Here is a 20,862-nt window from a genome sequence, read left to right on the forward strand (position 1 = left end):
TGCAAGCCCTCCTTATGAGCTGAAACTCCACGAGATATGCTTCATTACACGCTGATATAACCTACGGAATCATTCTTACTACAGTATAATCCGCAGAGGAATTTCATACCAGTTGCTTGCATATATGATATTATTAATTTATGAAACATAGTTTCACACAATAAAACAACCGACTTAAGGAGGCACTTCTACTATGACCACGGCAAAAGCATTCTCTTTCGATGGAATCGACCACATTCAGCTGGCTGCACCGCCAGGATGCGAGGAAGCAGCAAGGGATTTTTACGCTGGTATCTTGGGCTGGAGTGAGCTTCCCAAGCCTTCCGAGCTGCAGAAGCGCGGCGGCGTATGGTTTCAATGCGGCGCGCATCAGGTGCATATTGGCGTGCAGCAGGATTTTGTTCCGGCGCTGAAGGCACATTCCGCCTTTCTCGTTCGCGGGCTCGATGCGCTCCGCAATCATATTGCTGCAGCTGGTGTCTCCGTAATCAACGACGACGCACGCAGTGCAGAGTCCATTTATCGTTTCTACCTTAATGACCCTTGGGGCAATCGGTTGGAATTTATGGAATATAGCACGGTGTAACCTTTTCCCGTCCAGGAGCGTCTATCCGATCATACGAACTCATTCCAATGATTAGGAGATGTCCTGAACAATGAAGCTGAATATCCTAACGAAACGGACAGTCGCCGCAGCTATCATCGCTGCATCCACCTTGACCGCCTTTGCCGCCGCACCGCCGAACGCACTGAATAGAGCCTCAGCCGCTGCCCAGCAGCAAGCCAGCAAGCCGATCTTCGTCTACTTCAACAGCACTCAGCTGACTACACCCGATACATCCGCGATTATTAAAGACGGCAATCTGTTGCTCCCGCTCAATCTGCTTGGCGGTATTCCCGGCGCTTCTTTCTCCTATGACACCGCCAGCCAAACGATCCATGCCGCATATGACTCACATAAGGGCAGCCTTCGTCTGGGTGAACAGTCAGGGACGGTGGACGGTAGCAGCATGACTTTTGCCGGCAAAGCCATTCTCCTGAACAAGCGGATCTATGTCCCTGCCCGCTTCGTAGTCGCCGCAATCGGCGGAACGATCGTATGGGATGCCAAATACCGCGTTGCATCCATCTTCGGCGCTCAATATGTAACAGCGTCTGGCAAAGGCGGAGAGTATCGACTCGATGGCACGACAGGCGCGCTCTACTATAAAAGCCAAGGCCAACCGCAGAAGCTAGTCGGCAAGAGCCTCGCGAAGCTGAGCCTCGGCTACATTCCGATGGCGACGATGAGCGTTATCTCGATCAGCAAAGACAGCGAGCTGATTACGATCAGCCATGTGCACGGGGAGCCGTTAATTAACGACGAGGAATATACCTTGTTCGTGAAGAATGGCGCAATCATTCATCAAATGCACGCCCACTATTGGCAGTTCTCGCCTCAGAATATAGCAACGGCAGGCGCACAGGCAGTTATGACGGATGGCCGCACGGTACAGCTCGTGAATAGCGACGCTCAAATTGTCCAAACCTACTCACTCCCTAAGCTTTCAGGGCTGGACGCGATATTCGATATAGAGGCGGTACATAGCGACTTCCTGCTTTTCCGATCGAACGAAGGGCTGCTGTACATCGCCGATCTCCAATCCGGCAAGACATCTGCGCTCTATCAATTGCTGAGGCTCGATCCGAAGCAGCTAGCCCCTTTCTATGACGGCATCACGTTCAAGGAGCAGGACGGAAACAAGCTCTACTTCGAGGTCACGTCTAACGAGGATGGCCACCGGGAAATTGTCTCTTACGGGCTTGGTGGCGGATAGATTCTGTGGTACACTAGCTTCAAAATCATGCGGTATGCGACTGGCGAGAAAACGTGGAATGAACCACGGGGAAGCATACATTCGGCACATCTACCGTTCGCCTGGGTAAAGTATTTGCGTCAAGCGGCGCCTTTGTCTTCCAAGACATGGGCATCCTAGCGCGAATACTTTTTTTATTCCATGGATAAGGGGACTGATTCACATGACAATGGCACGACTGTTGAAGGCAAAAGAAGCGGCGGACCTCATCTACGCCGGCATCCGGGAGCGCATCTCCGCACATCAGAGGGATGGAGTTCAACCGCGTTTGGCAACACTGCTCATTGAAGGCGACCCGGCATCGGCTTATTACGCCAAGTCCAAGCAGCGCATGGCTGAGAAGCTCAGCATCGCCTTCGATCTGCACAGCCTCCCGGCTGACATTACGGCGACGCAGCTGACTAAATTGATCCTCTCGCTGAACACGGACGAGCATATTCACGGCATTATGCTGGAGCTTCCTCTGCCGAAGCATCTGTCAGCGACGGACATCACAGCCCATATTTCGCCGCTCAAAGATATCGACGGCGTCACGCCTGCCAATAAGCTGGCGACGCTAACGGGCGAAGCGGGCCTCTACCCGGCAACGCCTCAAGCCTGCATCGAACTGCTGCGGCACTACGGCTATCCGCTTGAGGGCCGCAACGTCACCTTGATCGGCAGAGGGCAGACGGTCGGACTGCCGCTCTTTCACCTGCTGCAGCGCGAGCAGGCGACGGTCACCGTCTGCCATTCGCGCACGCCGGATATCGCTGCGCATCTGCGGCACGCGGATATTGCCATTGTCGCCGCCGGCAAGCCGGGCATCCTCACTCGCGAGATGGTGCAGCCGAATCCGAATCTCGTCGTCATTGATGCCGGAATCAATGAAACGGCTGATGGCTCCATCATTGGCGATGCAGCTGCAGATGTGAGCGAAGCGGCTGCGGCTGTATCGCCGGTTCCAGGCGGCGTCGGCACGCTCACGACCGCCGTGCTCTTCCGCAATCTGATTGATGCGATTCAGCTTCAGCAGTTGAACGCGAAAGGAGAGTAACCCGATGACTTCGGTATCCTGGGACGATTCTTTGCGCCGCTTTCTGGAGAGAGCGGCAAGCGCCGATCCAACGCCTGGCGGCGGAAGTGCAGCGGCGGTTGCCGCCGCGCTCGGCGCAGCCATGTCAGCGATGGCAGGCCATCTGACGCAGGGCGACAAATTCGCCGAGGCGCAGCACCTCATCGCGCCGGCGCTCGATCAGCTGACGCGGCTGTCTGTCGACTGCGAAGCGCTGCTTACGGCAGATATCCGCGCCTTCGATCACTACATGGAGGCGCTCAAGCTGCCGCGAGCCACCGAGGAAGAGAAGCTCCACCGCAAGTCGGTGCTTCATGACGCGACGATCAACGCCATCGAGGTGCCGCTCCGCTTGATGCGCGTCTGCCGCTCTGCCCTGCAAGCGACCGAGAGCATTGCCGCCTGCACGAATCCGCATGTCATCTCGGATCTCGGCATTGGCGCGATCTTGCTTGAAGCAGCGGCTCAGTCGGCGCTGCTCACGGTGCAGATCAACTTGGCTGCACTCAAGGATGCCCCGCTCCGCGATGAACTCGAAATAACTGCAAACACGCTAATCGCCGAGATCGAGCAATTAAAAAGCCGGACATTAGCTGTCGTTCGCGACAGAATCTAATGTCCGGCTCTCTTAGAATCTTATTTCAAGCTACAGCCTACCGTAATTACGCAGCACATTCAGCACGACAATAGTCGTATAGGCTTGCCAATGCTTTAATCCATGCTCATCATCCCAGCCTCCATCCTCGCGCTGCGAGGATGCGAGGTGATCGAAGAACTTGCTTAGAAGCTCTGGCGGCGTCGCTTGCCCAACCGGCGAGTCAGGTGTAGCGGCGAAGGAGAAATACGAGAAGTACTGCTTCGGCTCCGCCTTCGAGGCGCAGGCGATAATGTTCGCAATCGCTGCTTCCCTGTGCGCCGCAAACTCTGGTGCTGCTGGCGTGTTCACGTAATAATCGAAAGCATGATAAGCCATGAACAGCCACTCGTTCGCTTCGATTTCCTCAAGACTCAAATTCTCTTGCGCCCACTTAGCAGTCGACGCTTGCAGATCAGGCGTACACAACCCCAGCCGTATCAAATTTCCTGTTATGGAATCTGGCTTCGTCTGTCCGCCGCCGCTCCACCAAGGCGCGAGTGGGTACTTCATCAACGAATCTGGATTGCGCAAGGAGCCGTCCTCTTCGCGATTCCGCTCTACCCATTCCGCTGTACCCTCAAGCAGCGGAGTAAGAGGTGCTCCGGTATCTCGGTTAATATTCAGCAGGAACTCTAGCGCGAGTGGATGCGAGTCCGGGCATTTGATATCATGCTCAAGGCCGTGCCCCCAGCCTCCGTCCGCATTCTTATAGTTCAACAGACAGCTGTGCAATCGCTGGGCGGAGCCGCCGTCAAATAAATAGCTGAACAATGCTTGCTCCCACAACAGCCCGTTTGCATATACAAATTGCCTTGCCCTATCAATGGATACCGACATGACGCCAACCCCCTAATTTGGATACAAATTCCTTTTAGTAAGAGTTCGGTGCCAGCATTCCTTTTCCTTCCAATATCCCATGCAAAATAACGCTTTGCCAGCTAAGCCGCCCCTTGCAGCAGCACGCTGAACCTGACGCCTTCCGGCGTATTTACAATGCTGTACTGCGCCCCGTGGGCATCCAGCACCTTGCTTACAATATACAACCCTAGCCCGCTTCCTCCGGTTGAGCGGCTTCGCGATTGCTCGGCGCGATAGAATGGCTCGAACAGCCGCGGCAGCTTCGATTCGTCAACAGCCGCTCCGGTGTTAAGCACCTCGAACCGATACCTCGTTTGCGGCTCACCAGCCGATTCCGCATCTGCATCTGCATCCGTATTCACACTCTCAGATTCCACCCATAGCCGCACGATGACCCGTTCTTCATCATTTGAATATTGAACCGCATTCGTAATGATATTCGAGATCGCTTTCGACATGAGCCGCTCATCTGCCGTTATCACCGCTTCTTCCGGCAGCTCGCAATCCAGAATCATGTTCTTCACATTGGCCAAGTAGCTCACATGTTCAACCGATTCGCGGATAAGCTCCGCGAGATCTACCTCCCGCATGAGCGGCAGGAAGTCGCGGCTCTCCAGCCTGGACAGCTCTAATATCTCATGAACGAGCTTGTCCATATCCTGCATAATCGTATAGCTCTTGCGAAGGTACGTGTCCCGATCTCGGAACGGTCCAACGTTCGCGATCATCGCCTCAAGCTGTCCGCTTACTGCGGTGATCGGCGTCTTCAGCTCATGCGATATCGTCGCTACGAACTCCCGCCGCTTCGACTCTTGCTCGCGCTCCCGTTCGATGTCGCTCTTCAGCTGAGCATTCGCTTCTTGCAGCTCGCCCATCGTCGATTGCAGATTAACCGCCAGCCTGCTGAGGCTGAGCGACAGCTCGCCAAGCTCATCTCGCGTCTTCAGCGCAGGCTCCGTTGCAGAGAAATCCAGCTTCGCAAGACGCCTTGCAACCTTGTTCAGCGATAGCAGCGGCCTTGCGATAAGTCTCGAATAGATAAGCGCTCCTCCGATCGCGATGAGCAGAATCGGAATGAGCATATAAGGCAGGAATAGCAGAATGACGCCTGCTGCTTCCCCTACCGGCTGCAGCGGAGCATCGACATACAGCGTAAACACTTCGTCGCTTTCGGCGAATTTGATTTTGCGCTCTACGCTAAGCAGATGCATGCCTCGATCGCCGGGGTCTCTGCTGCCGGCTTCAAACCGTCCCGCCTGCATTTGCTTGCGGAGACCGAGGTAACTGTCGCCAGTCCCTATCCAGTTTTTCATCGTTCGGAAATTCGGCGGAATGTAATACCCGTTCCCGGCGCTGTCGCGCAGCATCATCATGGCGTTATGCTCCTGACCGAACTGGGCCATGAGCGGGATGGCATCTTCGGTACTTTTGCCATTGATGCCCTTCACGAGTTCGCTGACGCCGCTCTCGAGCCGATCCTGCTTAATCGACTTATAGTAACCCGGCAGCATGAAGTAAAGCGTCAAGTAAATGACCAGCGCGAACATGACGAGAAGCGCTGTCGTGACGAGGAAGATTTTGAACCGAATGCCTTTGCGCCTTGTCATCCTTCCACCGCCGCAAGTTCCGTTTCCAGCGAGTACCCGACTCCTTTGACCGTCCGAATAACGGAGATGCCGAGCTTCTTCCGAATGTTCTTAATATGCGCGTCGACGATGCGAGAATCGCCGTAATAGTCGTAACCCCACACCTTGTCGAGCAGCATATCCCTCGTCAGAATGCGACCAGCATTCAGAATGAGCGTGTTCAAGATATCAAATTCCTTCGTTGTCGTATCAATTAGCTTCCCATCGACATACACCTTGTACGCATCGGCATCCAGCCGCAGTCTGCCGTCGAACAACAGCTCACCGGACTGTCCGACTCGCGTGCGCCGAAGCACCGCCTCGACCCGCTTCATGAGCACATGGAACGAGAATGGCTTCGTCACGTAATCGTCCGCTTCTTCCTCGAACGCTTTCAGCTGATCCTTCTCTTCGCTGAGCGCCGTAAGCACGATTACCGGCGTATCAGAACGCTCGCGGATTAAGCGGCACACTTCATAGCCGTTCATCGACGGCAGCATCAAATCGAGTATAACCAGATCATAATTGGCCTGCTGAAACTTCTTCCAGCCTTCCAAACCATCGCTTGCTACATCTACTTCATAGCTCTGCGCGCGCAGAAACTCGGCAATAAGCTCTTGAATATAGTAATCGTCCTCGACAACGAGAATAGCGGCTGGCATAGCAGCAATCCCCCATCCTAATAAGTTACTCCAAGCATACCTGATAAATATGAAAGGAATATGAATATGGACTGAAAAAGGGGTAAACGAAAAAGAACCGACACCGCTTCGGTGTCAGTTCCACATAACCGCATTCAATCTACTTAAACCTTGCCCTCATTCGCCAGCTTCTCCTGCGCCATGCGGATGAGCTCCTTCACCATAGAGCCGCCGATCTGACCGCCGATCTGGCCGGCTGATTCCGTTGACAACTGGCCGTTATAGCCATGCTCAAGCGGAATGCCGAGCGACTTCGCGACCTCGTACTTCACATCATCAGGACGGCTCGGATTAACGACGTAGCCTTGCTTTCGCATCACCTCGGCTTTGAACGCGCTCATCTGCGCATCCGCTGCTGGGACAACAAGCTTTCTTCGACTTCTTCGTGCCATTTTGACCTATCCGCCTCCTTCTGGAGTATCTACCGATTACCGTACCCCATGGCGGAATGTTCTATTCAAGCACTCAATCGAACCAGCCTTTTACCTTAAACCAAGCATACATCCCCACCGACAAGACAGCCATCACAAGGAGAACGAGAAAATATCCGGCATGCCACTGCAGCTCTGGCATATTCGAGAAATTCATCCCGTAAATCCCGGCAATGAACGTGAGCGGCATGAAGATTACCGTGATAACCGTCAGCGTCTTCATAATCTCATTCATCCGGTTGGAGTTAATCGACATGTAATGATCGCGCAGATCGGATGTCATCTCGCGGTTGGAATCAACCATCTCCGCGAGCTTCAGCAGATGATCATATATATCTGTGAAGAACAGTTGATAATGCGGCAAAGCTTCGATTCGCTGTGTATTCAGCAGCCGGTAGAGCAGGTCTCTCATCGGCACTAAGGTTTTGCGAAGCTTCAACAGTTTGTTACGAATATCGAACACACGGTTCAAATTCGCTCTGAAGTTCCCCGCATTCGTCCCCGCCGTCTCAAACTCCAGCAACTGATCCTCTATCGCCTGCAAAGCCGGAAAATACTGATCCACCAGCTCGTCAATCACCACGTACGCTGCATGCAAATTACCATGAGCTTCGGTATGCGGCTTATGGCGAACCTTCTCCCAAGCATGGTCGATCTCTTGAAGCGACTGGTGATGGTAGCTGACGAGAAAGTTTTTGCCGATGAACAGATCTACCTCCGTCGCATCGAGCGTACGCTCATTAATCGCATGAAGGACAAGGAAGTGGACATCCTCGTAATGATCCATCTTCGGCCTTTGCAGATAAAGCATGCAATCTTCGATTGCAAGCGGGTGAAAATGAAAATAGTCATCCAGCAGCTTCGATTCCTCTGCAGTCGGTTCGCAGAAATCAACCCAGAACCACCCGATGTGCTTTCCGTCTAGCTCCGAGAGGCTGGACAGCTGCATCACGCGATGGTCCTTCGTAATCAGCATTATTCGCATCATGATAGAAGTGCTCCGTATCTTTTTGCATCCATTGTAGCATTAGCGGTAACGAAACTTAAAGCTGACCACGCCGCTCTTATCCATCGTGTACGAATAGCCGCTAATTTCCGAAGCATGCTGCTGCATAATCGGAATCCAAGCATTCGCACCCTGGCTGTCGGCGTACTGCCGCTTCACCGTAATCGAATCTGCCTTCTCCCTGATTGCCGCTTCAATCCGCTCTTCGAATTGCTGTGGCGTATCTACCGTGAGTCCGTTGTAGGTGTAATAGTTATAAATAATAGCCGTTGCTGCGGGCAGCTGATCAGACCAGACATGATCGCGGCGAAGCTCCTCATCGGTCACATTGTAGTATCCGAATGTCAAGCGCCCTTCAACGTCCGGTACGGGATCATCCCAAGTAACGTCGAGATTGTAGTAGGATCCGTCGATCTTCACTTTGTTCCAGGCATGCAGGGCGCCATCGACCGTACCCGTCACTAGATAAGACTCAATACCCGCCATCGTAAGGAGCAGCTGCGCCGAGTAAGCATAGCCTTGGCACACTGCAATGCCTTTCAAGAGCGAGCCATAGATGGTATAGGAATCCGCCGGAACGGAGTTATTCTCGTAATTCACGTAATCGTATGCGATATGCTGCAGCAAATAGTTATGGATAGCAAGCTCCTGCTCGTATTCGGTCATACCCGGCTCGATGATATCTGCGAGAATTTGCTTCGCTTTGGCTTCAACCGTCCTGGCCCGCTCGTCCTTAATGACGACCGGCAGTGTCTGGTTCGAGGCCTTCAACAGATCGAGCTCATCCTTCACAAAATAGGACCCGAACCGCGTGTAAATCCGATAAACCAGCACAATCGACTGCTCCCGCGTCGTGGTCGAGCGCGGCATGAATTTCAACAGGCTGCCGTAGGTATTGCCCTTCATAATGCTGTTAGCTGCGAGTATCGTCACGGCATCCTTCGACCATGCCGCAACCTGCTTGGCATCGGCGAATACCGGCGCGGTGCCTTGTTCGCTCGTCAGCCTACCTTGCATGCCTGCTATGGCGAGCGTGTTGTACAGCATGAGCGAGAGCTGCTCCCGCGTGATGCTTGCGGATGGCGTGAAGGTATTCGCGCTCGTGCCTTTCACAATACCGAGGCTGTAAGCTTGCAGCACAGGGGTGCTGTTCGTGTCCTTGAACGGATCCGACTTCGGCGCAGGCGGCTTCTCGCCAGTCAGCACCTCGTAGAGCTGCACCGCCATCTCGCTAAATTCCTGACGAGTCAGAGGTTTCTGATAGCTATTCGTTAATCCGTATGGAATGAGCCCGCTTGTCAGGGCATCTTGAATTTCTTGCTTCGCCCACTCGCTCGGGGCGCCCGCAGCAGCAGCTTGAGCCTCGTTCTGGCTGAAACCGAGCTGACAACCTACGCTTAAGGTTACGAACGCGAGTGCGGTAATGCCATATTTTTTCATGCGCCTAGTGTAATTCATGATCGAATAATCCTCCTAAAGCGTTCCATCGAAGAAGTAGAAGCTATGAAACTATTAGTCTAGTTTAGCACAGAACTGGGCATGACTTACATTTTTTCGAATAGGAGTCCACATAAAATAAACCTCAAGCCCCTAATTGATTCGTGGGCTTGAGGTTTATTTCGTGTCGGAATGAGCTCCGTCATGATGCCGATTTACTAAGCTAGCTCAGCCAGCCGTTCTTCTCCGCGATGCCGATAGCGTCGATCCGGTTCTTCGCTTCCAACTTCTGAATCGCTTCGGATAGATAATTACGCACCGTGCCCGCCGACAGAAACAGCTGCTTGGCGATATCGCCGGCCGTAAGTCCGGCAGCTGCCAGCTTCAGCACCTCTTGTTCCCGCTCCGTGAGCGGATTCTCCGTGTCCCAGAACGTCATGGCCAGCTCCGGACTTACCGCGCGGCCGCCGGCATGAACCGTTCGAAGCGCCGCTCCAAGCTCATCAATCGGCGAGTCCTTGAGCAGAAAACCGCGTGCGCCTGCTTTCATCGCCCGCTGAAAGTAGCCAGAACGCGAGAACGTCGTCAAGATGACGACTCGGCAGGAGTGGCCGTTCTCCTTCAGCTTCTCCGCGACATCCAGTCCGCTCATCTCCGGCATCTCAATGTCCATGACGCAGATGTCGGGCACCAGCTCCTGAATAAGATCAAGCGCCTGCTTCCCATTCTCCGCTTGCCCGATCACTTCAATGTCGTCTTCCAAATCCAGCAGCGCGCTTAGCGCGCCGCGCAGCATTCCTTGATCTTCCGCTACAATGACCTTCATCCGCTTATCCCCCTTTCCCCGTCTTTTTTCTCTACGAGCGGCACGGTCATCATCAGCCGTGTTCCGCGTCCAACCGATTCGACCGCCAAGCTGCCCTCAATTAACTTCAGCCGTTCTCTCATTCCCTTAATACCGTTCCCGCCGCGGGATTCCAGCCAAGCCCCATTCTCGCCAGTCTTGCTTAATCCCGCGCCGTTGTCCGTAACGGAGAGCGTTAGCCGGCTGCCTTCTGCAGCCAGACGGACCGTACAAACCTTCGCCTTGCTATGCTTGACGACATTCGTGACCGCTTCACGCAGGCACATGCCGAGTATATTGTTGATGGTTGCCGAAGGAACCTCCATCTCGAAATCCCCTTCCGCCTCCAGCACAATCCCTGCGGTGGACAAAATCTGCTTCGCATGGTCAAGCTCATCGCGAACGGTGAGCATGCTCATGCCAGAGACGAGCTCCCGCACTTGCCGCAGCGCCGCACGCGAAGTCGCTTGAATGTCCTTCACTTCCTGCACCGCCCGCTCCGGATGCTTCAGGATAAGCTTCTCTGCCAGCTCGCTCTTCAGTGTAATGAGCGAGAGCGTGTGGCCGAGCGTATCATGCAAGTCGCGCGATATTCGCTGACGCTCCTCATTCTTGGACAGCCTTGCAATCTCTTCATTCGCCAGATTAAGCCGCTTCTTCAGTTCCTTCGATCTGCGTCCGATAGTGAACGCGACCGGCATGAACAGCATGATGATCATCGCAGGCAAATACTGCAGCATGGCATTCGTGTCCCGGTACAGGTCCCAATACCAGCTCACCGCACCGAACAAAGCTAGCAGCGCGGCAAGCGCCACGTACATCTGCTTGCGGCTCATTAACATGCCAATGAGAGGGGCCGGATAGAATGCCATATAGATAGCACCCTCATCCGAATAGCAGAACAAGGCAACGATTACGATAAGCACGAGAATGCCATAGAATCGCATCCGTTCGAAGCGGAAGCTGCATACATAAATGATCATAAACAGCACAACGGCTGTAACGCCAACAACCACCTCGAGAGGCGGCTGTTGGAATAAATAATAGAGCGGAAACACAAGATAAACGAGCCATACCATGGAGAAAATCATAGGCGGACCCGACTGGGCCTGCTCAGTCTGCTGAGGACGCCTTAATGATTCCGACATATTGCTACACCGCTTCCTGCTTCTTCATAATATAAGCGGATATCCGCATGAACACGACAACATAGATCGCTAGAATGAGAATGCCCATCCAATCGACCGAACCGCCGGCGATAATGTTCCATGCGCCTTGACCTAACCGGTAAGTTGGCGTCAGCTTCGCTATGTTCTGCATCGTTTCCGACATCGTCTCCGTCGGCATCCACAGTCCGCCGATAACCGATAAGCCCATATAAGTAATCATGCTCAGCACCTGAACCGCATCCGGATTGCGCATAGAGCCGAACAGCGTGCCAAGCGACATGAACGACAAACCGCCGATCCAGATCCACAGCCCGCTCTCGATCCAATGGGCAGCCGACAAATCAACATGCTTGCCCACGCCGCCGATGACGAACATCATGATGATAATAATCAGGTTGATAATCGCTTGTGAGGCGATTTTGGAGACGATATACGCCGAAGAAGGCAGCGGCGTAATCTTAAGCAGCCGAATCCAGCCCATTGAACGTTCGCGCGCAATTCGAATACTGAACGTAGAGAAGCTCGCGCCGATAATGCCGTAGCAGGTCATCGACATTAAGTAGTACGCCGACCAGTCAACGCCGCCGACTTTCTGATTGCCAACGACATTGGAGAACAGGAAGAAGAAGATGACAGGCATGACCACAGAGAAAATAACAAACCGTTTATTCCGGACTGTCCGCAGCAGCTCCGCTTTACACTGGGCTATCGTCGCCCGAAGCATCAATGAATTCACCGATTGCTCAACTCCTTAATCTATTTTATCCGTACGAATCGCCAATTATTGATTAGCTTGCTGTACAAGCGCTTGGAACGCATCCTCAAGGCCGCCGCTTTGAATCTCGATATCGCGCATCTCGAATTGTTTCTCCACAAGCAGTGTAATGAGCTTATCCGTATTCCCGCTCGAGAGCTTCACTCGGCGACCGCTCCATTCGATGTTCGTGATGCCTGGCAATTGCTGCAGCGCTTCTGTCGTCACGGATGGTCCCGCGATGAACGAGATAACGCGACCGGTCGTCTCTGCTTTGATTTCGCTCGGCGTACCGTCTGCGATGACCCGGCCATTATTAATAACGACGATTCGGTCCGCTACGCTATCCGCTTCGTCCAAGTAGTGCGTCGTTAGTACAATCGTCCGGCCGCGGCCCGCCATCGCGCGCACCGTATCCCAGAAGAGCTGCCGGGAAGTAACGTCCATCCCAACCGTCGGCTCATCCAGGAAGATCACTTCCGGGTCGCCTGCCAGCGCGAGAGCGAATCCAAGGCGACGCTGCTGTCCGCCTGACAAGGCGGTTGCGAACTTATCTCGCTCCGCTTCGAGGTTCGACACTTTCAGCAAGTAGTCGAGCGCCAGCGGCTTCTCATAGTAGCTGCGGAACAACTGGATCGTCTCACCAACCTTAAGCCCGTCAATGACGCTGACATCCTGCAGCATCGCGCCGATCCGATCCCTAACCTGCTGCTTTCGCGGATCCGCGCCGAGCAGCTTCACGGTTCCTTTCGTCGGTTGGTGCATGCCGAGAATCATCGACACCGTCGTTGTTTTGCCCGCGCCGTTAGGCCCGAGCAGCGCTACAACGGTACCCTCTGCGATTGTCAGCGTCAAATCGTCAACAGCCTTCTTGTCCTTGTACACTTTGCTAACGCCGGTTAACTGTATCGCTGGTTTCATGGATTCGTCCTCGCTCCTTCTCTACTCGCTCATTTGATCTGTATCTAGCATACCTTCCGGTGCTTCAAGAAGGAATTCATGAATGTAATGCAATTCATATGACAAATGTCATGTGAAACAAACGTTGACAATTGTGTGACAAGCGCGTATAATTCTGCTTTGTATCAAGTGTAACCTCTGGTTTTTTCCTCATAGATGTGTTGTTTCACCCTCCAGATCACCACACAAGTTTTTCCTTTTCAATTACCAACGGCTGCTTTAAAGGAAACACGGATTCACACTGGCGCGGCCCGAGGAGCCGCAAGGACGTTAGAGAGGTTAGGGCTTTCGTTGCTTTCGTGCATAAGTAATTTTATGAAAGTAGGAAGACATTAGCGGTTACGCTTACTATATATGAGGCGCATGATAAGTCGCCTGATAGTTTTACAACAAAAAAGACCCTCGCTTCGATATGAAGCGAGGGTCGTCCAATTTATACGGCTTTATTGATTAACGGGGCTGCTTCGGGATCTTTCTTCTCCAAGCTGATCCATACAAGACCTGCCGCCATGAACAGCGTTCCAACCAGCTGCCAGAAGCTGATGCTCTCATTGAAGAATATATAGCCAACCGCCACCGCTGCCGACGGAACGACATAACGGAAGAAGTTCGCACGCGCCGCGCCGATACGGAACATGCTATTATTCCAGATAATGAATCCAATAACCGTACAGAGCACCACATTATAGAGAACTGCCCCGTAGTCACCGGCAGTCAGTCCACTCCAGTCCACTTTACCCCAAGAGTTAAACGTAAGCGGGAGCATGAACAGTGTGCCGAAGACGATAATCCAAGTGCTAACCCGCAGTGCCGAGTACTGCTTCATAAGCGGCATGCTGGCCACATTATATAACGCCCCAATGATACTCACGCTAAGCGCAAGCAAATTGCCGATCATATGATCCGATGACATATTGAGCCCTTCGCCGCCGCCAAGAATGACGAAGCATACGCCGACCATCGCTGCAGCGCCTCCAGCTACCAGCCGCCGGGAGATGCGCTCTCGCATGAACAAAGGTCCGAACAGCGCCGCGAAAATGGGCCAAGGCGCCACATTCAGCAGTGATGCGTTCGCCAGCGTCGTATATTTAATAGAATAAACGACGATAATTTCCAGACCCGTAACGCCGACAAGGCCAAGAATAGCCGTATGCAGCATTGCTTTAGGCGCGATGCCTACATTGCCTTCTTTGATTTTGAGCAGAAGGAATAGTAGTGGAAGTGAAAGCGAGAACCGGAGAAATGGGAATAATATCGGGTCAAAAGTCTCCATCGCCTTGCGCGTAACGCCAAAATTCGCTCCCCAAACTACTGCAACGAGAACGAGCCCCAAATAATACAACCATTTGCGATCCTGCTTCATTGTTTCTTGTATGCCCCAATCTGTGAATTGTAATCTGTTCACATTTTGACGGATTCGCCGATGAAATACAATATAAAATAATATCGACGATCATGTAAAATTTCGACCTGTTTCTTAATAAAACGGCTTGAGAATCATGAGGATGAACAGTAGTGTCCCCATTGCCGTCGCACCGTAATACAACTTGTTCGCCTTGGCAAGCAGCTGTTTCTGCTCGTCAGGCACTGCCTGTTCGGACGACAGCTTGGCATCGGCGATCAGTTTGCCCAGCTGTTTCGTTACTGGGGAAGCAAAGCCGATGACCAGCACTTGAATGGCAACATATAACACTAACGAGCCGATAATCCAGAAGCTGACGAACTCCCACCCATCCGAGAAGACGAGAATGAGCCCGGTTACGACTGCGATAGAGCCGCCAATCTTCGGGAACAGCTCCAGCTTGCTGCCGAGCTTGAACGCGCTGCGCAGCTCGCCGACATTGTCTTTTTTGCCGAATAGCGTGTGAATGAAGAAAGTGGGGCCCACCCCAATGATGGCTGACAGGACGTGAAGCAGTACTAGAAATTTCATTCCTTGAATCACCTCTCGATAAGTTTTGGAAAAACAGGTATGTATGGTAAATATCACCATAATAACATGCTGTCACTTACAGCTATATTACGGCACCATTACACCTATGCCTTCCATTTCATCTTGAATGTTCGAGGCGGATGCTTCGACTTTTGCCGGCGCTTCGGCTACAATAGCATTGTTTATGTCTATCACCGAATGAAAGGCGGATTCCCGCATGAATGCTCGGATTAATCAGCTTTATTCGTATATGGATCAGCACTCGCTAGATGCTGTTCTCATTAACATGCCGAAGCATGTTTACTACCTGACCGGATTCGCTTCCGACCCGCATGAGCGGTTCCTCGGACTCATTATCCCGCGTCAAGCAGAGCCTTTCTTGCTCGTTCCTGCGCTTGATCTCGAAGCGGCACAAGCGGCTTCTGACGTAAAGCTCATCTACACCCACACCGATACAGATAACCCTTATGAAGTGTTGAAGAAGCATCTGCCAGCAGGCATTCAGACGCTCGGACTTGAAAAAGGCTACCTGACCGTCAGCCGATTCGAAGCGCTCAGCGAAGCAATTGGAGCGACTCGGTATGCCGATATCGACGAGCCGCTGCGTGAGATGCGCGTCATTAAATCCGCCGACGAGATCGTGCGCATGAAGCATGCGATTCGCATCATCGAAGATGTGCTCCGCGCAGGCATCGCGCAAGTGAAGCCCGGTGTCACGGAGATTGAGCTCGTAGCCGAGCTTGAATACCAGATGAAGAAGCTCGGCGCAAGCGGTCCTTCGTTCTCCACGATGGTGCTCGCGGGCGAGAAGTCGGCGATGCCGCATGGCGTGCCGGGCGAGCGCGCGGTTCGCTCGGGCGAACTGCTCTTGTTTGACCTTGGCGTATATGCGGACGGCTATGCGTCCGATATTACGCGGACATTCGCGGTCGGCGATATCACGAAGGAGCAAGCGAAGATCTATGACACGGTGCTGCAAGGGAACTTGCGCGCCATCGCAGCGACTCGCCCAGGCGCGACGCTGGCGAGCCTCGACCAGGCTGCGCGCGAGCACATTGCTTCGGCGGGCTACGGCGAGTATTTCATGCACAGGCTTGGCCACGGACTTGGCCTCGATGTGCACGAGTACCCTTCCGTGCACGGTCAGAACCAGGAGCTGCTGCGAAGCGGCATGGTGTTCACGATCGAGCCGGGCATCTACGTGCCGGCCGTCGGCGGCGTGCGCATAGAAGACGACGTTCTCGTCACGGATAGCGGCGTGGAAGTGCTGACGAGCTTCCCGAAGGAGCTTACGGTAATCGGGTAATTGGAATGGAAAAAGCCGTTGACTTCATAGTCAGCGGCTTTTTATGTTGAACCTTTGTAATTAGCGCAATTAATAGACATTTTTAACTACTTTCAAGTACTTTAGCCTTTCACCAGCAGCGGCAGGACCCATTCGATCCAAGCCATCTCTTCTCTCAATAGTCTTACCCGCCGCTGGTACAGCAAATAGCGACCGAACTGCTTGGAGGCATAGCTCGTCACCGGCACCTGCTCACTCTCCATCAGCCTCATCTCCGGCTCCAGCCTCTGCAGGCGTGCAAGCATCGCTTCGCGCCGCTCCTCGAACAGCTTGATTGCCGTCTGTGGCTCTGTTAAGCCAATGGCGTACAGCTTAATGAGGAACTCGTCCCGTTCCAGCTGCAGCGAAGCCGGTTGGTTATCGATCCATTCCCTCAGAGCGGCAGTGCCCGCCTCTGTAATGCTGTATATCTTCTTGTCCGGCTTTCCGGTCTGTCCGATGTGCTCATAAGTGACCAGCTGCTCCTTCTCAATCTTAGCCAGCAGCGGATAGATCTGACTGTGCTTCGCCTGCCAGAAAGCTTGAAGCAACTTCATCAGTTCATAGCCGGAGCAAGGCTTACGCACCAGCATGCTGAGCAGGGCATATGACAATGTATTCACGTTACAGTAACCCCCTAGGTCGCCTATTATCTGCCCTCGATCGTATCATAAAAGCACCAAGAAAGCATCGCAGCAGCTTCCAGTCATGTATGATAATGGTAAACACAACGCATAAGAGGTGATGCAACCTTGCTATTAAGCTTAAAACCGCTTATTTATAGGAAGCTAACAACCTCAGCGATTGCTTCAGGTATAGCCGCGATCCTGTTCGCCGCTCTATGGTCTACGGAACGTTTCGCACCATCGTTTCACATCTTTTTACTCTATGGGACTCCTATCTTCTACATCATTGGCTTTACCTCTTCGTTACTTTGCGAGCTGTTGGCAAAGGCACTCATTAAACAACACAGGTTATGGCTTCTCCTGTCCGCCATTCTTCATGCGGGGTGCGGCTACTACGGACTATGGTTGCTGCTTGGCATCTCCTTGCGATTGGTTGGCGAAATTGGGTTGTACTCGGCTCTCCTCTACTACCTCATTGATATCATACTGGCTAGTCAGCTCCGGAGAAACACCATACAGCAGGCAGTATTTTCGTTCATTGTGGGACCGATCACCCTATTCTTCATCTCGATCGTCCTGATCAATCGTTAGGCCATATCACCGTTGCCTTGATTGCGCTTTCTTGCTAAGATGAAGGAAAGCATGACGGGTACTTCCGCTTTGATACGGAGCAGCGGCCCTGCCACCGATTACGCGGTTAAAAGAGGGATAATGATGAACCAGAAGGAAGCGGAGTTTAGCAATTTGGTCAAAGCGTTCCGTAAGCGGCATATGGGCAAGGGCCCGAGCCGGATTACGACGACGTTCTGCAAGCAATGGGCTATCTGCGAGATGGACGGTAATCTCTCCCCTGTCGAGAAATTCATTGCAGGAGCGAGCGACGGCAAGCAGATGCTTCGTGAAGCACGCACGCAGTGGGTGAAAGAGATCTATAAGAACCATCCCCCAACGGAGATGGAAGCGCTGCTTGGAGCGCGATTCGTGGACTTATTCGTAGATATTGATATCGACAAAGATTTCGGCATGTCGGTGTTCGTGTTCGATCAGGACATTGAGCGCAAATTCGGCAGCAGCCGGTAGCATACGGGAACGCAAGAGTACGGGAATGCAAGAAAACAGAAACATGAATAGACAGTGGCCGTTGGCGCTTGGCAGCGAACCTGCGAGAGACTAACCGCGATAGAGACGAACGATTTTCTTTTTGACAAAAGAGGATCGAAACGTTTCTTCGCGGTTTTTTTGTTCCTATTGACCTGAAGGAGGACGAAGATAGAGATGGGAAAAACGAAGCATACCGGGCCGATCAAGCTGCCCGGCAAACCAGATCCGAAGCTATGGGTGAGTAAGGTGCCTTTCGGCCTCGGCAAAGTGAAGCCGCACCACATCCGCGATACGATGAAAGTGATGGTTGATAACCGCGATAACCTGCCATACGCATTCCGCATTCTGACGCAAGGCGTGTGCGACGGCTGTGCACTTGGCGTATCGGGCTTGTACGACCAGACGCTCGAAGGGCCGCATGTGTGCACGACACGGCTTAACTTGCTGCGTCTCAATACGATGCCGGCGATCAAGCCCTCGGTGCTGCACGCGGACATCGATGAGCTGCGCAAGATGGATAGCACGCAGCTGCGAAAGCTAGGGCGCATCCCGTATCCGCTCATTCGCCGCAAGGGCGAGCGTACGTTCAGTCGCATCTCATGGGACGCGGCACTTGATCAGGTCGCGGAGCGGATTCGCGCGATCGATCCGAAGCAGCTGGCGTTCTACTTGACCGCCCGCGGCATTACGAACGAATCGTATTATGCGGCGGCGAAGGTCGCCCGCTTCCTCGGGACGAACAACATCGACAACGCGTCGCGGATCTGTCACTCGCCGTCGAAGACCGCGCTGAAGCGTTCGGTCGGCATCGGCGCCTCCAGCTGCAGCTACAAGGATTGGATCGGCACCGATGTGCTTATCTTCTGGGGCAGCGTTGCTGCGAACAATCAGCCGGTATCGACCAAATATATGTACGCGGCGAAGCGGAAAGGGACGAAGATCATCGTCATTAATCCGTACCGCGAACCGGCGATGGACGGCTATTGGGTCCCTTCCATCGCGGAATCGGCGTTGTTCGGCACACGCCTCGCCGATGACTTCTACCAAGTGAACATCGGCGGCGATATCGCCTTCATGCACGGCGTGATGAAGCATTGGTTCGCGATGGAGCTCGAGAAACCCGGCTCTGCGATTGATCGCAAGTTTGTCGCCGCACATGTAAGCGGCTATGAAGAACTGCGCCAGCACGTGAAGCTGCAGGACTGGGCGCAGCTGGAACGCTCATCGGGCTTATCACGCGAGCGGATGGAAGAGTTCGCCGAGCTGCTTGCCGCTTCGAAGTCCGGCGTATTCGTCTGGAGCATGGGGCTCACGCAGCACCGCTTCGGCACGGACAATATTTCGCAGGTCGCCAATCTTGCGCTGCTGCGCGGGTTCCTTGGCCGCGAGCATTGCGGCCTCATGCCGATTCGCGGTCATAGCGGCGTGCAGGGCTCCGGCGAGATGGGAGCCGACCCGTTCAGCTTGCCGGGCGGCGAGTTCAAGGACGCAGACATTCCGCGCGTCGAGAAAGTCTGGGGCTTCGAGCTGCCGAAGTGGCAAGGCGACATCGTCGGCGTGACGCTTGAGAACGCCATGCTGCCGGAAGATCACGAACGGAAGCTGAAGCTGTTCTATACGTCCGGCGGCAACTTCCTCGAGACGATGCCGGACCCGGACTTCATCCGCGGCTGCCTCGAGTCGGTGGACATCCGCGTCCATCAGGACATCGTGCTCAACACCTCGACGCTCGCCGATGCGAATGAAGCGGTCATCGTGCTGCCTGCGATGACCCGCTACGAGCAGCCTGGCGGCGGCACGTCCACCTCAACCGAGCGGATGGTGTACTTCTCGCCCGAGATTGCGGGTCCGCGCATCGAAGAAGCACGCGCGGAGTGGCAAATCTACTGCGACCTCGCATCGCGAGTTGATCCGGAGCGCGCCGCAATTGTCCAGTTCAAGGACGCGCAGGCGCTGCGCGAAGAGATGGCGATTGCCGCGCCGAACTACGACGGCGTGCAGCAGTTGAAGAACAAAGGCGACGTCTTCCAATGGGGCGGCGCATTCCTATGCGAGGATGGCGTCTGCCCGACGCCGAGCGGCCGCGGCCAGCTGATCAAGATCGAGCTGCCGGAGCTTCGCAAGCCGGAGGGGCATTATTACATCACTTCCCGCCGGGGCAAGCAGTTCAATTCGATGATCTATAGCGCGAAGGATCCTTTCAACGATGCGGATCGGTATGATGTGCTGCTAAGTCCTCAGGACGCTGCGAAACAAGGCATTGCGGAAGGTGATGCCATCGTGCTGTACAATAACTGCGGCACGTTCCACGGCAGAGCGCGTTATGCGGATATTGCCTCCGGGAACCTTGAGCTGTACTGGCCGGAGTGCAATGCGCTGCTGCCGAAGAAAGTGTATGAACCATTCGCGGGCATTCCCGAGTACAATACAGCAGTTGTGATGGAGAAAGCAGAGACATACCATGCGCTCAAAGATACGCGGTATGTGGAGAAACGGATTGCCGAGCTCGATCATGAAATGAACGATGAGGAAGCGTGAGGGGGCTA

21 protein-coding genes and 1 riboswitch are annotated in these 20,862 nt (G+C 53.7%); of the genes, 8 read left to right on the forward strand and 13 right to left on the reverse strand.

Going from position 1 to position 20,862, the window contains the following annotated elements; translation table 11 throughout:
* Positions 1-193 precede the first annotated feature (193 nt).
* From AC0YNX_RS14835 to AC0YNX_RS14850, 4 genes are all read left to right on the forward strand, one after another.
* A complete protein-coding gene (locus AC0YNX_RS14835) occupies positions 194-586 on the forward strand; it encodes a VOC family protein (protein WP_475816457.1) in 393 nt (130 codons plus the stop codon).
* A 70-nt stretch (positions 587-656) separates the two neighbouring features.
* Entirely contained in the window at positions 657-1,817 is a 1,161-nt protein-coding gene (locus AC0YNX_RS14840) for a copper amine oxidase N-terminal domain-containing protein (RefSeq protein ID WP_475816458.1), read from the forward strand.
* Between the two features lie 26 nt (positions 1,818-1,843).
* Positions 1,844-1,931, forward strand: a riboswitch (ZMP/ZTP riboswitch).
* Positions 1,932-2,025: 94 nt separating this feature from the next.
* A complete protein-coding gene (locus AC0YNX_RS14845) occupies positions 2,026-2,892 on the forward strand; it encodes a bifunctional 5,10-methylenetetrahydrofolate dehydrogenase/5,10-methenyltetrahydrofolate cyclohydrolase (protein WP_475816761.1) in 867 nt (288 codons plus the stop codon).
* A 4-nt stretch (positions 2,893-2,896) separates the two neighbouring features.
* Positions 2,897-3,526 (forward strand): cyclodeaminase/cyclohydrolase family protein, encoded by a 630-nt coding sequence (locus AC0YNX_RS14850; protein ID WP_475816459.1) that lies wholly within the window; start codon positions 2,897-2,899, stop codon positions 3,524-3,526.
* Between the two features lie 30 nt (positions 3,527-3,556).
* Here AC0YNX_RS14850 and AC0YNX_RS14855 read toward each other — a convergent pair whose 3' ends face one another.
* The 12 genes from AC0YNX_RS14855 to AC0YNX_RS14910 all read right to left on the reverse strand — a co-directional run bounded on the left by AC0YNX_RS14855 (position 3,557) and on the right by AC0YNX_RS14910 (position 15,265).
* Entirely contained in the window at positions 3,557-4,384 is an 828-nt protein-coding gene (locus tag AC0YNX_RS14855) for a hypothetical protein (RefSeq protein ID WP_475816460.1), read from the reverse strand.
* Between the two features lie 101 nt (positions 4,385-4,485).
* Positions 4,486-6,012, reverse strand: coding sequence for a sensor histidine kinase (locus tag AC0YNX_RS14860; RefSeq protein WP_475816461.1), 1,527 nt, complete (start codon positions 6,010-6,012; stop codon positions 4,486-4,488).
* Positions 6,009-6,692, reverse strand: coding sequence for a response regulator transcription factor (locus tag AC0YNX_RS14865; protein ID WP_475816462.1), 684 nt, complete (start codon positions 6,690-6,692; stop codon positions 6,009-6,011). Before AC0YNX_RS14865 ends, AC0YNX_RS14860 begins: the two co-directional genes overlap by 4 nt.
* Positions 6,693-6,835: 143 nt before the next feature.
* On the reverse strand, positions 6,836-7,123 hold the full coding sequence (locus tag AC0YNX_RS14870; RefSeq protein WP_475816463.1) for a small, acid-soluble spore protein, alpha/beta type: 288 nt from the start codon (positions 7,121-7,123) through the stop codon (positions 6,836-6,838).
* Positions 7,124-7,196: 73 nt separating this feature from the next.
* Positions 7,197-8,150, reverse strand: coding sequence for a magnesium/cobalt transporter CorA (corA, locus tag AC0YNX_RS14875; protein ID WP_475816464.1), 954 nt, complete (start codon positions 8,148-8,150; stop codon positions 7,197-7,199).
* Between the two features lie 39 nt (positions 8,151-8,189).
* On the reverse strand, positions 8,190-9,626 hold the full coding sequence (locus AC0YNX_RS14880) for an S-layer homology domain-containing protein (protein WP_475816465.1): 1,437 nt from the start codon (positions 9,624-9,626) through the stop codon (positions 8,190-8,192).
* A gap of 202 nt (positions 9,627-9,828) precedes the next feature.
* Positions 9,829-10,431, reverse strand: a complete 603-nt coding sequence (locus AC0YNX_RS14885) for a response regulator transcription factor (protein ID WP_475816466.1) — start codon at positions 10,429-10,431, stop codon at positions 9,829-9,831.
* Positions 10,428-11,597: a sensor histidine kinase gene (locus AC0YNX_RS14890; protein ID WP_475816467.1), complete on the reverse strand. Its 1,170-nt coding sequence runs from the start codon at positions 11,595-11,597 to the stop codon at positions 10,428-10,430. Before AC0YNX_RS14890 ends, AC0YNX_RS14885 begins: the two co-directional genes overlap by 4 nt.
* Positions 11,598-11,601: 4 nt before the next feature.
* Positions 11,602-12,354: an ABC transporter permease gene (locus tag AC0YNX_RS14895; RefSeq protein WP_475816468.1), complete on the reverse strand. Its 753-nt coding sequence runs from the start codon at positions 12,352-12,354 to the stop codon at positions 11,602-11,604.
* 45 nt (positions 12,355-12,399) lie between these two features.
* Positions 12,400-13,293 (reverse strand): ABC transporter ATP-binding protein, encoded by an 894-nt coding sequence (locus AC0YNX_RS14900; RefSeq protein WP_475816469.1) that lies wholly within the window; start codon positions 13,291-13,293, stop codon positions 12,400-12,402.
* Between the two features lie 472 nt (positions 13,294-13,765).
* On the reverse strand, positions 13,766-14,737 hold the full coding sequence (locus AC0YNX_RS14905) for a DMT family transporter (protein ID WP_475816470.1): 972 nt from the start codon (positions 14,735-14,737) through the stop codon (positions 13,766-13,768).
* Between the two features lie 72 nt (positions 14,738-14,809).
* Positions 14,810-15,265: a DUF2269 family protein gene (locus AC0YNX_RS14910; protein ID WP_475816471.1), complete on the reverse strand. Its 456-nt coding sequence runs from the start codon at positions 15,263-15,265 to the stop codon at positions 14,810-14,812.
* Between the two features lie 217 nt (positions 15,266-15,482).
* On the opposite strand from AC0YNX_RS14910, the gene AC0YNX_RS14915 reads away from it, so the two are divergent.
* Positions 15,483-16,571: a M24 family metallopeptidase gene (locus tag AC0YNX_RS14915; RefSeq protein WP_475816472.1), complete on the forward strand. Its 1,089-nt coding sequence runs from the start codon at positions 15,483-15,485 to the stop codon at positions 16,569-16,571.
* Between the two features lie 101 nt (positions 16,572-16,672).
* On the opposite strand, the gene AC0YNX_RS14920 is transcribed toward AC0YNX_RS14915, so the two are convergent.
* Positions 16,673-17,212, reverse strand: a complete 540-nt coding sequence (locus AC0YNX_RS14920; RefSeq protein ID WP_475816473.1) for a PadR family transcriptional regulator — start codon at positions 17,210-17,212, stop codon at positions 16,673-16,675.
* 129 nt (positions 17,213-17,341) lie between these two features.
* Between AC0YNX_RS14920 and AC0YNX_RS14925 the strand changes: the two genes are divergently transcribed.
* From AC0YNX_RS14925 to AC0YNX_RS14935, 3 genes are all read left to right on the forward strand, one after another.
* Positions 17,342-17,806 (forward strand): hypothetical protein, encoded by a 465-nt coding sequence (locus tag AC0YNX_RS14925; protein WP_475816474.1) that lies wholly within the window; start codon positions 17,342-17,344, stop codon positions 17,804-17,806.
* A 123-nt stretch (positions 17,807-17,929) separates the two neighbouring features.
* Positions 17,930-18,295 (forward strand): Na-translocating system protein MpsC family protein, encoded by a 366-nt coding sequence (locus AC0YNX_RS14930; protein ID WP_475816762.1) that lies wholly within the window; start codon positions 17,930-17,932, stop codon positions 18,293-18,295.
* A 195-nt stretch (positions 18,296-18,490) separates the two neighbouring features.
* Positions 18,491-20,854 (forward strand): FdhF/YdeP family oxidoreductase, encoded by a 2,364-nt coding sequence (locus tag AC0YNX_RS14935; RefSeq protein ID WP_475816475.1) that lies wholly within the window; start codon positions 18,491-18,493, stop codon positions 20,852-20,854.
* Positions 20,855-20,862: the final 8 nt, after the last annotated feature.

It is taken from the genome of Paenibacillus sp. J31R98 (assembly GCF_056269245.1).